Raw genomic sequence first — 14383 nt, 5'->3', positions numbered from 1 at the left:
GTGCCCGACCGGATATGAGGTGATGCGGCAATGCCGCTCAAAACGTAAACGAGGCCATCCTGTGCGAAGCCTGACGATCACAACCAAACCAAAAGGAGTTCCACCTTGACAACGAGACTCCCATATGAGGGTTGGGGTGGGAGGTTGCTTCGCCCTGCCTACGCCTCCAGCATCCGGTGCGCCGGAAAAATGGTGACAGGCACCACTTTTTTTCCACGCCCCTGGCAAAAAAATCGTTCTGTAGCAGATAGTTACCGATGGAAAATTGGTGAGAAAGTGGTGGCAGGCACCACTTTACACAAGCTCGCAAATTTAAAGTTGATCCTTAGATTTGCAAGGATAATAGGCCGGCGAAGCTTCAATTCCCTACGCTTCGACCAGACGCCGGGCCAGGGCTACGGCCTCGCCGGCGTCCTGGGCGTAACCGTCGGCGCCGACGTCGTCGGAATATTTCTGGTTGACCGGCGCACCGCCGACGATGACCTTGATGTCCTGGCGTATGCCGGCCTCGGTCAAGGCCGCCAGCACCTCGATGATCTGCGGCATGGTGGTGGTCAGCAAGGCCGAGAGACCGAGCACGTCGGGCCTGTGTTCCAGGCATTTCTGTACGAAATCCTCAGTCGAAACATTGGCCCCGAGATCGACAACATCGTAACCCGTGCCCTTGAGCATGCTGACGACCATGTTCTTGCCGATGTCATGGAGATCGCCCAGCACCGTGCCCATCAGCACCGTGCCGCCCCGTTTTACGTTGTCGCTGGCGAGATAGGGATCGAGCACCTTGAGGCCCTCGTTCATGGCCCGGGCCGAGAGCAGCACCTCGGGAATGAAGACGGTGCCGTCGGAAAAGCGCGTGCCGATCACGTCCATCGCCGGCAGCATGCCTTTGTTCAAGATGTCGCCGGCCGCGATGCCCTGGTCCAGCAGCTTCTTGGCATTGATGACGACCTGCTCTTCGTCGCCCTCCAGTACATCCGCGGTGATCTGCTCGAAAACCTTGCCCACCTCCAGGGCGGCCACGGTTTCGCTCACCGATTGGGGCGTCACGGCCTCCGCGGCCGCCTCGAGATTGGCCTGCGTCAGGGGCTGGAAGCTGCCCGCCTTGAGCGGCAGGCTGCCGTCCTTCTCGATGCGCTCGCCGATGTACAGCAGGCGGTCGAAATCGGCATCGGGCGGCATGGTATCGCCGATCGAGGCAATGAAACGGGTGCCCGGCGAAATGGTCTTGAAGAGATTGTCCATGAACATCTCGAGATCCTCATGGGTTGCGGTTTTTTCGAGCAGCAGCATCTCGGGAATACCGCCGTGAATGGTCAGGTGCCCGGGCCGGCACCAGTGGTCGTAGTATTCCTCGATGCGCACCTTGGTCATGGGCCAGGGCGTGACGGCATCGGCCACGTCCATGTGGCTATCCGCAATCAAGTCCATCAAGCCCTGATTCTCGCCGTCCGGGTGATTGATCATGACGGCGCCGGTGGGCTTGAGGATTTCGGCCGCCTTATGGCACCAGGGCAGGAAGTATTCCTCATAAAGCGCCGGATAAGTGATCATGTCGTCGACGTTGGCCGACCACAGGATGGCGTCCACCTTGGCGCCGGCCACCACCTCCAGGAGCTGATCGTAGATACCTTCGAGAGCATCCAGAAGCTCCGCCATCTGGGTCGGGTAATCGTGGTGATGGAGGTAGAAGTCGGTGGCGTCGAGGAAGGTCTTCTGGATGAAGTGCATGGGCGAGGTGCAAGCCAGGCCCAGGCCGTGGGCCACGGCGATGCCGTCGTCGCCAATGTAGTCGCGCCAGGCGTTGTAGCGCTCGTAAGCCGGCTTGATCGACATGTTGCCGAAGATGTGGGTCAGCACCTTGTAGTCCTCGGGCCCCTTGATGGCGTGCTCCTTGACCCAGGAGATGGAGGCGCCGGACTTGCGCATCTCCGGCGTCAAGCCGTGGCGCGTGGACACCATGCCCACCGGCGTGTGGTATTCCATGTGGGTCATTTCCTCGTTGCCGTTGACCTCATGGCTGACGCGGATATCGACGTCGGCGGGGAACTCGTAGGTGTAGGGAAACTCCTTCAGGTCGAACAGACCGATGGAGCGGTGGTTGAGGTCTTCGGGCTTTTCAGGGCGGCTGTATTCGGGCGAGAACTTGTGCAGCGGCCAGCCCATGGCGCGGTGGATCTCCTCGACCCGCATGCCGGCGAACTTTTCCGGCAAGGTGCCGCGCAGCTCCTGGGCGTTGTGCCAAAGATCGATGCGCGGCACCCAAGGTATGGTTTCGACCGTTTCGCCGCGGATCACGGCGAGAATATTTTCCCGGTGGGTGGCGGAAGCCATCAGGCTCTCCTTCTCGATTGCGCGCTCCCCCCACGGCGCCGGAGCGGTCAATGGCGGAGACCATTCAAGGGCTAAATGTTAGCGCTGCCATCAGCGCATGTAAAGTTTGGCGAAGATTCTTGAAATCGCTGCCTTGCGCTCCATGTTAGCGCTATCGACGCTAGCCAAAAAGACCGCCGGGGAAACCACGATGATCTCGAATCAGGAAATCGAGCTTTACCGCCGATCGGGTTATCTGTTTGTGCCCGAGGTTTTCTCGCCGGCCGAGATCACGGAACTTCGGGCGGCCACCGATGAGTTCGTCGAGCGTTCGCGGGAGGTCTCCGAACACAACGAAGTTTACGACCTCGAGGACGATCACACGGCAACGCGGCCCCGGGTGCGACGCATCAAAACGCCGCATCTGCATCACCCGGCCTATGCCGCCGCGGCAGGCCACGAGAAAGTCGTCGATATCCTCGGCCGCCTGATCGGGCCGGGCCTCCGCTTCGACACCGGCAAGCTCAATCTCAAGGAAGCGGACGGCGGCGCCGCCGTGGAATGGCACCAGGATTGGGCCTTCTATCCCCACACCAACGACGACCTGGCGGCGGTTGGCATCATGCTCGACGACGTCGACGCGGAGAACGGCCCCTTGATGGTCATCCCCGGCAGCCACCGGGGCCCGGTCTACGACCACCACAGCGGCGGTGCGTTTTGCGGTGCCATCGACGTGGAGAAGCACGCCATCGCTCTCGACCAGGCAGTGCCCGTGCTGGGCCCGGCCGGCTCGATCAGCATCCATCACTGCCGCACGCTGCACGGATCCGTGCCCAACAGTTCGCTCCGGCCGCGGCGACTGTTGCTCTTCCAGTACCTGGCGGCCGATGCCTTTCCGCTGCTCGGCGTGCCCGACATCGCGGAATTCGATTCCCGTCTGCTGAACGGTCAGGCCACGCTAGAGCCTCGCCTGGCCGACGTGCCCGTGCGCATGCCGTTGCCGCCGGCACCGCACCAGGGTTCGATCTTTGAGAACCAGCGCTCGGCGGCCAACAGCTTCCTGGCCAAGACGGGCTAGAAAAATATCGCCTTCAGGCGCTGTCGCGCCGAACGATACGGAATCCGACGTCGATGACGCTTTTCTCGCACGGCTCGCCGGCCAGTTTGGCGGTGATGAGCCCTGCCGCCAGTTCACCAATGCGGCGCCCCGAAACCTCGGCGGTGGTCAAGCTGGGCGTGATTTGGTGGGCGATTTCGTAGCCGCCGAAACCGGCGATGGCAACATCCTCGGGAACCCGGATGCCGCGGCGTTGGCACTCGAAAATGGCACCGGCAGCCATTATATCGCTGGCCAGGAATATGGCATCGGTGTCGGGCTGGCGTTCCAGCACCTCGGCCAGGGCGGCGGAACCGTCGTCCATCAGCGCCGTGACACTTTCGTGGCTGACGATCGTTGGCGCCGGAGCCCGGCCCGCCAAGGCCGCAACGAAACCCTCCCTGCGCTGGCGCGAGCGCAGTTCGTTGTTTCCCACAAAGGCCAGGCGCCGGTAACCCCGTTCGATGAAATACTCTGCCAGGGCGGAACCGGCGCCGACGTTGTCAAAGCCGACGACCATGTCGATCGGGCTGTCGGTCAGAGCCCAGGTCTGGACCACGGGAATTTCCGAGAGCCGCAGGATCTCCTCGGCTCGGGCGCTGTGCTCCACGCCGATCAGGACCATGGCATCGGGCCGGCGCCCGAGAAAGGCGCGGATGGCCGCCTCCTCGTCGTTGAGAGAATAGCCGGTGTGCGCCAGCAGCAACTGATAACCGGCCTGATCCAGGCTGCTGGTCAGTCCGGCGGCGGTGTCGGCGAAGATCGACATCGAGACGCTGGGCATCACCAGCGCCACCACCCGGCTGCGGTTCGAGGCCAGATAGCTGGCCGCCAGATCGGGCACATAGTTGAGCTTTTCGACGGCGTCGAGAACGCGCTGGCGGGTGGCCTCGGCCACCTTTTCCGGCAGCCGCAGGACGCGCGACACGGTCTGGGCCGAGACGCCAGCCTCGCGGGCCACGTCGAGCATGCGCACCCGGCCGGATGCCGCCCTGTTGGAACGCACTTTCATTCTCCCTGCCGCGAGGCCCCTCCCCGCTCCCTATGACCGCTGCATTTCTAACGGCTTATTGGCCGGACGCAAAGTACTATGTTAGCGTTATCATCGCGACTTATTCTGGGCTAGGAGACCCCCCGTGAGCAAGATCGATCGCGTTGAAATCCACACTTTTAGCTTCGAGGTCGAGAACCTCGGTCTGGGCCGTGCCGGCACCTCCGGAGTCGGCAACATGATCTATGCCAAGGGCGAGAAGCTTCCGGCCAGCCGCTTCGCGGTCAAGATTAGCTGCGACGACGGGGCCCAGGGCGAATATGTCAGCCACTGGGTAGGCACGGCCGGCACGCTGGGCCAAGTGCGGATGCTGGCACCGGCGCTGCTGGGCCGCGACCCCGAACAGCGCGCCCTGATCTTCGACGATCTCAAGCGCGAGGTGCGGGCCTACGACCACATGGGCCACGGCGTGCTGGACATCGCGCTTTGGGACCTGGCAGGCAAGAAGCACGGACTTTCGGTAACGCAGATGCTGGGCGGCTTCAAAGATCGCCTGCCGACCTACGCCAGCAGCTATCACGGCCAGGAGGAACCCGGCGGCCTCTCGAGCCCCGAAGCCTTCGCCGAGTTCGCCCGGCAGTGCCAGCAGCAGGGCTTCAAGGGCTTCAAGATCCACGGCTGGCACGACGGCGACGCCACCCGTGAGGCTACCAACCTGCTCGGCGTGCGCCAGAGCGTGGGTGATGGCTTCCCCCTGATGATCGATCCGGCCTGCCAGTTGCGCACCTATCGGGATGCCCTTTACGTCGGCCGGGCCTGTGACGAGGCGGACTATTTCTGGTACGAGGATCCCTACCGCGACGGCGGCACCTCCGCCTTCGCCCACGCCCGCCTGCGCCAGCAACTGAAGACGCCGCTGTTGGTCAGCGAGCACGTGCGCGGCCTCGAGTTGAAAGCGGATTTCCTGCTTCAGGGCGGCTCCGACATGATCCACGCCGATCCCGAATACGACATGGGAATAACGGGTGCCATGAAACTGGCCCACTTTTGCGAAGCATTGGGGCTCGATGTCCAGGTCCACGCCTGCGGGCCCGCCCATCGTGCGGTGATGGCGGCACTGCGCAACACCCACTTTTACGAAATGGCCCTGATCGGCCCCGATATGCCCAACACGGTGCCGCCGGTCTATGCCTGCGGCTATTCCGACCAGGCCGAGGATCTGGGCGCCGATGGCTGCGTGCCGGTACCCGATGGCGCCGGGCTCGGCGTCGACTACGACTGGGATTTCATCGCGCGTAACCGCACGGCGCTGATGGTCATCGAATAGCTAAGCAGCATCGCCCTGCGTCTACAATTCGGTGGACAAGGAAATGCCAAACGGCATATGGTGTTAGCGCTATCATCGGCGACCGTCGTCGTCGTCAAAGGGGTGATTGTCGTCGGCTCAGGGCACGCAAGATCGAGGCGGTCAAGCCTCGCTCGTTTCGGCGGCATGTTCTTTGGGGGGACAACCGAGCCATTCACGGCTCGTCTACAGGGAGACCAAAGATGAAAATGGCAAGACTATCCCAGTCCATTTTGCTGGCCGGCGCGATGTCCGTCGCCGCCTCGACCTGGGCCTTGGCCGAAACCTGGACCGTACAGACCTCGATGCCCGCCGGTTCGGCCATCTTCAAGCATGTCGAGGCCTGGGGCGCCAAGCTCAAGACCCTGACTAGCGGGCGGGTGGCAATCAATTGGGTTGGCGGCGGCGCCGTGGTGCCGCACAACCAGACCATCGACGCCGTGGGCCAGGGCATCCTGCAGGGCGACTTCACCGCCACCGTCTATTTCGGCGGCCGCGACAAGGTGTTCGCGGTGATGGGCGATCTCATCGCCGGCTACGACACGCCCTGGCAGTTGCTCAGCTACTGCTATCAGGGCGGCGGCATGGACATCTTCCAGGAAGCCTTCGACAAGTACACCAAGAAGCGCGTCAAGGTGGTGGGCTGCGCGCCTTACGCCAAGGAATCCTTCACCTCGACCATCCCCATCAAGAGCGTCGCCGACATGAAGGGCGTCAAGATGCGCTCGCCCGAGGGGCTGGCCGCCGAGGTCTTCCGCCGCGCCGGCGCCAATCCGGTCGGTCTGCCTGCCTCCGAGGTCTTCACCAGCCTGCAAAAGGGCGTGATCCAGGCCGCGGATTATTCCTCCTACACCGAGGACGAGAGCATTGGCCTGCATGACATCGCCAAGTTCCCGATCTATCCGGGCATCCATTCCATGCCGATCATTCATTTCACGGTCAGCCAGAACAAGTGGGACGCGCTCTCGGCGGCCGACAAACTGGCCGTCGACTTCTGGTATCGCTCGACCATGATGGATCTGATCCAGAAACTGGAGATCAGCGATCGCACGCTGGTGGCCCGCGACCGGGCGAGCAAGGCGACCACCATCATCAACTGGACCCAGGCCGAGCGTGACAAGCTGCGCAACATCGCTGCCGGAGCCTGGAAGGACTTTTCCAAGACCAGCCCCTTGGCCAAGAAAGCCTACGAATCGCACATGGCCTTCATGAAGAAGATGGCGCTCCTCGACTAGAGCGACCGGAGTTCACTGCAAACAAAAACGAGTCCCGTGACACCGTGTCACGGGACTCTCTGTTTTGCCGTTTTCCCCTCTTCCCGACGGCCGCCAGCGGGGGCTCTGAATGATCAAGTTGATCGATTTGTTGAACGATTTCGTCGGCCGCACGACCGCCTATTTCTATCTCTTTGCCGTGGCCATATCGTGCTACGAAATCACGCTGCGGTACGTTTTCAATGCGCCGACGCTGTGGGCCCATGAATTCGTCATCATCATCTGCGCCGTGTCGTACCTTTTGTCCGGCGGCTACGTCACCAAGGAACGGGCACACGTGCGCATCACGGCGCTTTTCGAGATCCTGCCGCGGCGCATCCAACGCCTGCTCGAAGGCTTCGCCGTGCTCATCGGTCTGGTATGCGTCGGCCTCCTGGTCTATGCCAGTTGGGACCAAAGCCTGATGGCCATCGAGGTCTGGGAAAAGACCGGCAGCGCCTGGGACCCGCCACTTTACGGCATCGTCAAGCCGGCCATCACCATCGGCGCCGTGCTGGTGGTGCTGGCCAACCTCAGCCTGGCGGTAAAGTTGCTGCGGGGCGAGGACTAGGGCCGTGGGCATCGAAGTCATCTCGCTGATCATTATCGCCTCCATGCTGACGCTGATGGCGCTCGGCGTGCCCCTGGTCTACACCACGCTGACCGTTGCCATCGCCTGCACCCTCTACCAGCTCGGCTTCGCCGGCCTGCCCCTGGTGGCCAGCCGGGTGACCGGTTTCGTCACCGAATACGTCTTCGTCGCGGTGCCGCTGTTTGTCCTGATGGCCTGCGTGCTGGAGCGCTCGGGGGTGGCGCGCGACCTATACGACGCCATGTTCCTGCTGGCCGGGCGGCTGCCCGGCGGCGTCGCCGTGCAGACCACGCTGGTGGCCGTCTTCATGGCCGCCATGACCGGCATCATCGGCGGCGAGATCGTGCTGCTGGGCATGGTGGCGTTGCCCCAGATGCTGCGGCTGGGTTACGACCCAAAGCTGGCTATCGGCACCATTTGCGCCGGCGGATCATTGGGCACGTTGATACCACCTAGCGTTGTATTAATCGTATACGGTCTGGTGGCCAATGTCTCGATCGGCAAGCTCTTTCTGGCCGGTGCTGGGCCGGGTTTGCTGCTGGCGTCCCTTTACATCACCTACATCATCGTGCGCTGCTGGATCAATCCGAGCCTGGCGCCCAAGGTCAGCGATTCGGACATGAAGATCGACCGGACGGAAAAGATCAGGCTGGTCAAGGGATTGATCCTGCCGCTGGCCGTCATCGTCTGGGTGCTGGGCAGCATCTATGCCGGCATCGCCTCGGTCACCGAGGCGGCCGCCGTCGGCGTTGCCGGGGCCATGGTCTCGGCCGTCGTCAGGCGCGAATTCAACCTCACCATGATGCGCGATGCGCTCTACCAGACCATGCGCACCGTGGGCATGCTGATCTGGCTTTCCTTCGGCGCCAACGCGCTCGTGGGCATCTACAACATCATGGGCGGCACCGCCTACATGAAGACCATGCTGACGACGCTGCCGGTGCCGCCGCTGGCCATCATCGTCATCATGATGGCGCTGTTGATCGTCATGGGCACCTTCATGGACTGGATCGGCATCTGCCTGCTGACCATGCCGATCTTCGTCCCCGTCATTGTCGCGCTGGGCTACGATCCCATCTGGTTCGGCATTCTGTTCACGCTCAATATGCAGGTTTCCTACCTCAGCCCGCCCTTCGGGCCGGCCTGCTTTTACCTGAAAAGCGTGGCGCCACCGGAAATAACGCTCAACCAGATATTCAATTCCATGTGGCCTTTCATCGGCCTGCAGCTCATCGGCCTGGCCATCGTGCTGCTCAACCCGGAAATCGCGCTCTGGCTGACGCAGTACATATAGCTCTATCACCCCTTGTCGTGCTGGCGCTTTTCTCTCATGACGACCTTCACCATTTTGCCGAACGCACGATCGCTGGCGCGGCGCTCGGCTAGGCTTCCAGAGTTGTGCGCCTCCTCGGCGGCGAGTTTTCGCCAGCGCTTGAGGCGAGCCGCATCAAGTGTGCCCGACTCTATTGCCGTCAATACGGCACAACCTGGCTCGGTTTCGTGTCGGCAATCACCGAATCGGCACTCCCCCGCCAAGACAACGACGTCGGCAAACACATCATCGATCCCCGATCTCACGCTGGCCAGTTGTAACTCGCGCATGCCGGGCGTATCCAAAAGCCAGCCTCCGACCGGCAGACGATATAGCGCGCGTCCGGATGTCGTGTGTCGCCCCTTGTCGTCATCCTCTCTAATACCTTGTGTCGCAATCCGCTCGACGCCGATTAGCGTATTGATCAACGTCGATTTTCCGACGCCCGACGAACCAACCAACGCGACCGTCTGGCCGCTCACGCACCAAGGAGCGAGGCAAGCGACCCTGTCTGGATCGCGAGAGTCCAAGACTTCCACCAAGAGACCGGGCAGGGATTGGACTGCCGTACGGGCGAATTCCTCGGGCTCTTCCGTTAGGTCGGCTTTGGTGAGCACGATGACCGGCGTAACATCGGCCTCGCGCGCCAGCGCCAGATAGCGCTCCAGCCGCGCAATATTGAAGTCTTGATTGCAGGACGAGACGATGAACACCGTGTCCACATTGGCTGCAATGAGCTGCAGCTTGCGACCGGTTCCCGCAGCCCGTCGCTTGAACAGGCTCTTGCGCTCCAGAAGGCGTTTCGGCCGGGATGTCCTGGGATCGAGCAGCAACCAATCGCCCACAGTAGCAGTGGTCTCTTCATCATCCAGGGCCGCAACAAAGGGTGGTATCAGTGTGTCGACAGCAGGCCCGGCCACGCTAAGGCCGCCGCGATGAACCGCCATCACTCGTACCGGGACGGTGCGAACCAAGTCGTCGGGCTCGAGTTGGGTGTCAAAACAAGCATTCCAGCCGAAGTCGACCAAGTCTGAGAACCGGGAGGTCATCGGTCTCGCATCAGCCAGTGCGCGCCGAACTCAGTGCGTCAAACAGCCGGCCGCTAAACCTGTCCCGAGGTGGCAAACAGCACGATGGCCAGGATGGCGAAAGCGATGACGCTGGCGATGAAGGCATAGCGGTCGATCTTGGGCATATGATTTCCTCTCTCAGGCGCTGCCGAGGCGGCCCAGTTTGGCCTTGAATCCGGCTTGTTCGAGCACCTCGGGGTTGACCACGTTGGCTGGCACCTGGCCCGCCAGCACGGCCTCGACGGCGGCGCAGTTGATCTCGCCGAAAAGCGCGTGCATCTGGTCGGTGTGGCCCAGCGCGTGCGGCGTCAGCACGACGTTGTCGAGCGCCAGGATGGGATCGTCGGGAGCGGGCGGTTCGGGATCGAAGACGTCGAGCGCCGCCCCGGCGATGCGGCGTTCCTGCAGCACTTCCAGCAACGCCGGCTGGTCGACCACGGGACCGCGGCTGGTATTGATCAAGAACGCGTCCCTCTTCATCAGCGCCAGCCGCTCGCGGCTGCCGATGCCGCGGGTCTCGTCGCTGAGCCAGCAGTTGAAGGTGAGGATGTCGGATTGGCGGAAGACCGTTTCGAGATCCACCATCTCGATGCCCAACTCGGCCTTTTCGGCGGCGTCGACATAGGGATCATGGGCGATGAAGCGCATCTCGAAGGGCTTGGCCAGGCGGAACATCTCGGTGCCGATATTGCCGCAGCCCACCGTGCCCAAGGTAAGGTCCACCAGGCCGCGGCCATGGAAATCGCGGCTTTCGGGCCAGGCCTGAGCACCGCCCCGGGCGATGCGGTCCTTGGGCAAAAGGTTGCCCACCATGGCCAGCAGCAGCGCCATGATGGCCTGGCCCATGGGCCGGCGCACGCCGTCGGGGGTGATGGTCAGGACCACGTCGTTGGCACTGCAGGCGGGCACGTCGATGGTGTCGTAGCCAACGCCGAAACGGGCGATGTGGGCAAGGCGCACGGATTCAGTGCCGGTGAAGGATTGCTCGCGGACCTGTTCGAGAAACAGAATCACGGCGTCGAAATCATCGAGGGTCTCGGGCTCGAGGATCTTTTCCCTGGGCAGCAGCCCCAGTTCGATATCGGCCGCCCCGGCCAACGGCGCAAGATCGTAGGCGGGAAAGGTGGGGCTGCCGTCGGCGCGGCGGATGCGGGGGCTGACGCCCACCCGGTATTTTCTTTCGCTCACGTGTTGCTCCCTGAAACAGCGCTGCCCCCCAGGCAGCTTGATCCTGGGTGAAGCTTAGCGAAGAATCGCGGCAGGCGGAAACGGAACCGTATTTGTTGGGTGATTGGGGGTAATTATCGTGACTTGGAACCAGCCCTTTGTGGAATTTGCCGGCAAGGCCGTCCTGGTGACCGGCGCCAGCGCCGGCATCGGCGCCGCCACCGCGGCCGCCTTCGCCGCCTGCGGCGCCCGGGTGGCGGTCCACTACGGCGCCGGCGAGGCCCGCGCCCGCGAGGTTCGCGACAACATCCTGGCGGCCGGCGGCGAGGCCGAGACGATCGGCGCCGATCTCACCCAGGAAGGTGCCGGAGAGCAATTGGTCTCTGACACCGCCGCGCTATTCGGCGGCCTCGACATCCTCATCAACAACGCCGGCGGCCCCCTCAAGCGCCGCCCCTTCGCCGAACACGCCGGTGAGGACTACCGCCAGGTGACGGCGCTCAACCTCGACGCCGTGGCCGCCACCTGCCGGGCCGCCTTCCCCTACCTCAAAGAATCGCCCGGCGCCGCCATCGTCAACACCTCCTCGGTGGCGGCCCGCTTCGGCGGCGGACCCGGCGCCGTGGTCTACACCATGACCAAGGCCGCCGTGACCTCGCTGACCCGCGGCCTGGCCCGCGAATGGGCGGCCCACGGCATTCGCGTCAACTGCGTGGCACCGGGCTACTTCGACACCGAATTGCACCGGCGCATCACGCCCCCGGAAATCCGCGACGCCCTGATGGCCAACGTGCCGCTCGGCCGCATGGCCCAACCCGACGAATGCGCCGGGGCCTATTTGTTTCTCGCCTCGAATGCCCTCGCGAGCTACGTCACCGGCCACTCTCTGGAAGTCAACGGCGGCTGGATGATGCCGTAACGTGGGTCTGGGACCCACGTTACGATTTTGTCGCTCACGGCGGCGGAGCTGCGCTCCGCTGCCTGCGCGGGCGCGCCGCAGTAGCGGCGGGTCGCGGTCGCTCCCGTTGCAATAAAAGAACAAGCAACACAAACCACGCTTTGATGTCGGCGCTAAGCCGCCCCCCTTGGAGGGGCGGAGGCCAAGGGCGCGGATGCGCCCGCCCGGTGAGGGTCTACAAAAGTCCCGCACTAAGCCGCCCCCCTCTAGGGGGCGGAGGCCAAGCGCGCGGAGCGCGCGCCCGGTGAGGGACCAAAAAAAAACCCGGCGTCAGCCGTGGCGATCCTGCTTGATCATGTCGGCGCATTTCTCGCCGATCATGATGGCCGGCGCGTTGGTGTTGCCCGAAATGAGGGTCGGCATGATCGAGCAATCCGCCACCCTCAGCCCATTGATGCCCTTGACCCTCAGCCGCGCATCGACCACGGCGCGCTCGTCCGGCCCCATGCGGCAGGTGCTGGTGGGGTGGTAGATGGTGGTGCCGTTCTGGCGGGCGTATTGCAGCAACTCGTCGTCGCTCTGGTAGTCGGGTCCGGGCTCGCGCTCGCGGGCCATATACCTGGCGAAGGCCGGGGTCTCGGAGAGCCGGCGGTTGAGCTTCATGGCCTCGACCAGGGTACGGCGGTCGAGCTCGGCATCGAGATAGTTGGCCTCGATGCGCGGATGCCGGCGGTGATCGGCGGAAGTAATCATCACCTCGCCGCGGCTTTCCGGCCGGAGCTGGCAGACCGAGGAGGTCACCCCGGCGTAGCGGTGCAAGGGCTGGCCGGGCTTTTCGGCGCTGAAGGGGATGAAGTGGAACTGGATGTCGGGCGACGCCAGTTCGGGCCGGGTGCGGGCGAACATGCCCACCTGGCCGGCGCTGATGGTCAGCGGACCGCTGCGCTTCAAGGCGTATTGCAGGCCGATCATGAGCTTGAGGAAGGGATTGTGGACGTCGCTGTTGAGCGAGCGCGCACCCTTGATCTCCCAGATCGAGCGCACCTGGTAGTGGTCCTGCAAATCGCGGCCGACGCCGGCCATGTCCTGCACCACTTCGATGCCCAGTTCGCCGAGCACCTCGCCCGGTCCGATGCCCGAGAGCTGCAAAAGCTGCGGCGAGTTGATGGCACCGCCGGCCAGCACGATCTCGCCCCGGCAGTCGGCGCTACGCGGCACCTCGCGCTCCAGCCACTCGATCCCCGTGGCCCGGCCCTCGCTGACGACAAGGCGCGAAACATGCGCCCGCGTCACGACGTTTAGATTCTGCCGCCCGCGATTGGGCTTGAGGTAGGCGGTGGCGGCGGACGACCGCCGACCCCGCCGCGAGGTGGTCTGAAAATACCCCACGCCCTCTTGCCTCGCCCCGTTGAAGTCGGTGTTGCCGGGAATTCCCAGTTCCTTGCCGGCGGCGATGAAGGCCTCGCAGATGGGGCGGCGGTCGGGGATGTCCGATACCTTGAGCGGCCCGCCGCTGCCATGAAATTCGTCAGCGCCGCGTTCCTGATCCTCGGCCTTCTGGAAATAGGGCAGCACGTCCTCGTAAGCCCAGCCCGGATTGCCGAGCTGGCGCCAGTGGTCGTAGTCCTGGTGCTGGCCGCGCACATACAAGAGGCCGTTGATCGAGCTGGAACCGCCCAGCACGCGGCCCCGCGGCCACGACAGGCGGCGCTCCGCCACCTTGTCGTCGGCCGCCGTCTCGTAGCGCCACGAGAGCGCCGGATTGATCATGGTGCGGTAATAGCCCACGGGTATGTGGATCCACAGATTGCGGTCGCGCCCGCCGGCTTCCAGCAACAGCACCCGGACGCCCGGGTCCTCGGAAAGCCTGGCCGCCACGGCACAACCGGCCGAGCCGGCACCGATGACGATGTAGTCGTAAGTCTCGGTCACTATTCTGCCCCGCGCACAGCCCTCGACTGGCGAGGGTAAAGCGGGGATGGCCCGGCCCGCAAGGCCCGTGCCCGTCCGGGTTTCCTTCGCCAAACCGGCGAGATCACGAGCCCGAGCGCTCAGGCCCGATATGGCGATCCCGCCGATGGGCGGTTTCGGAGCGCAGCAGACGATCCCAGGGCTGGGATCGCTCGCTTCACTTCGGCTGGTGACCCGGAGGGGACATTTGACAGCCTTGATACAATTATTCTTGTCGTATACATACACACTGTGCTTCGCTGACAAAGTAGGTCAACGTGATCGCTCTACAAGTCATCGCCATAGCGGTTGGGCTCATAGTCCTTGAATTGGCTATTGTGGGGATCGCGCCTGGTTTTGCTGTTCCCAAACAACCCCTGAAGGGAGCACGACAAAAGG

Annotated in this window: 11 protein-coding genes; 6 read left to right on the top strand and 5 right to left on the bottom strand. The window is 63.5% G+C overall.

Annotation, left to right across the window (positions count from 1 at the left end):
- Positions 1–366 precede the first annotated feature (366 nt).
- A complete protein-coding gene (locus QGG75_22210; protein ID MDP6069938.1) occupies positions 367–2331 on the bottom strand; it encodes a corrinoid protein in 1965 nt (654 codons plus the stop codon).
- Between the two features lie 190 nt (positions 2332–2521).
- Between QGG75_22210 and QGG75_22205 the strand changes: the two genes are divergently transcribed.
- Positions 2522–3388 (top strand): phytanoyl-CoA dioxygenase family protein, encoded by an 867-nt coding sequence (locus QGG75_22205; GenBank protein MDP6069937.1) that lies wholly within the window; start codon positions 2522–2524, stop codon positions 3386–3388.
- A 13-nt stretch (positions 3389–3401) separates the two neighbouring features.
- Here the strand turns inward: QGG75_22205 and QGG75_22200 are convergent, their stop codons facing one another.
- Entirely contained in the window at positions 3402–4412 is a 1011-nt protein-coding gene (locus QGG75_22200; GenBank protein MDP6069936.1) for a LacI family DNA-binding transcriptional regulator, read from the bottom strand.
- A gap of 130 nt (positions 4413–4542) precedes the next feature.
- Between QGG75_22200 and QGG75_22195 the strand changes: the two genes are divergently transcribed.
- The 4 genes from QGG75_22195 (at position 4543) to QGG75_22180 (ending at position 8881) form a co-directional block, all read left to right on the top strand.
- The gene (locus QGG75_22195; protein ID MDP6069935.1) at positions 4543–5724 is read left to right on the top strand and encodes an enolase C-terminal domain-like protein; all 1182 of its coding nucleotides are present in this window, start codon (positions 4543–4545) and stop codon (positions 5722–5724) included.
- A 221-nt stretch (positions 5725–5945) separates the two neighbouring features.
- Positions 5946–6977, top strand: a complete 1032-nt coding sequence (locus tag QGG75_22190) for a TRAP transporter substrate-binding protein (GenBank protein ID MDP6069934.1) — start codon at positions 5946–5948, stop codon at positions 6975–6977.
- Between the two features lie 109 nt (positions 6978–7086).
- Positions 7087–7566 (top strand): TRAP transporter small permease subunit, encoded by a 480-nt coding sequence (locus QGG75_22185; protein ID MDP6069933.1) that lies wholly within the window; start codon positions 7087–7089, stop codon positions 7564–7566.
- Between the two features lie 4 nt (positions 7567–7570).
- Complete coding sequence (locus QGG75_22180) at positions 7571–8881, top strand: TRAP transporter large permease subunit (GenBank protein ID MDP6069932.1); 1311 nt, start codon at positions 7571–7573, stop codon at positions 8879–8881.
- 5 nt (positions 8882–8886) lie between these two features.
- Here QGG75_22180 and rsgA read toward each other — a convergent pair whose 3' ends face one another.
- On the bottom strand, positions 8887–9927 hold the full coding sequence (gene rsgA / locus QGG75_22175) for a ribosome small subunit-dependent GTPase A (GenBank protein MDP6069931.1): 1041 nt from the start codon (positions 9925–9927) through the stop codon (positions 8887–8889).
- A 180-nt stretch (positions 9928–10107) separates the two neighbouring features.
- A complete protein-coding gene (locus QGG75_22170; GenBank protein ID MDP6069930.1) occupies positions 10108–11157 on the bottom strand; it encodes an NAD(P)-dependent oxidoreductase in 1050 nt (349 codons plus the stop codon).
- 118 nt (positions 11158–11275) lie between these two features.
- On the opposite strand from QGG75_22170, the gene QGG75_22165 reads away from it, so the two are divergent.
- Entirely contained in the window at positions 11276–12055 is a 780-nt protein-coding gene (locus QGG75_22165) for an SDR family oxidoreductase (GenBank protein ID MDP6069929.1), read from the top strand.
- 309 nt (positions 12056–12364) lie between these two features.
- Here the strand turns inward: QGG75_22165 and QGG75_22160 are convergent, their stop codons facing one another.
- Positions 12365–13966, bottom strand: coding sequence for a choline dehydrogenase (locus QGG75_22160; GenBank protein MDP6069928.1), 1602 nt, complete (start codon positions 13964–13966; stop codon positions 12365–12367).
- Positions 13967–14383: the final 417 nt, after the last annotated feature.

The sequence above is a fragment of the Alphaproteobacteria bacterium genome, assembly GCA_030740435.1.
Taxonomy (GTDB): Bacteria; Pseudomonadota; Alphaproteobacteria; order UBA2966; family UBA2966.
This window is presented reverse-complemented; position numbering and strand designations above follow the sequence as displayed.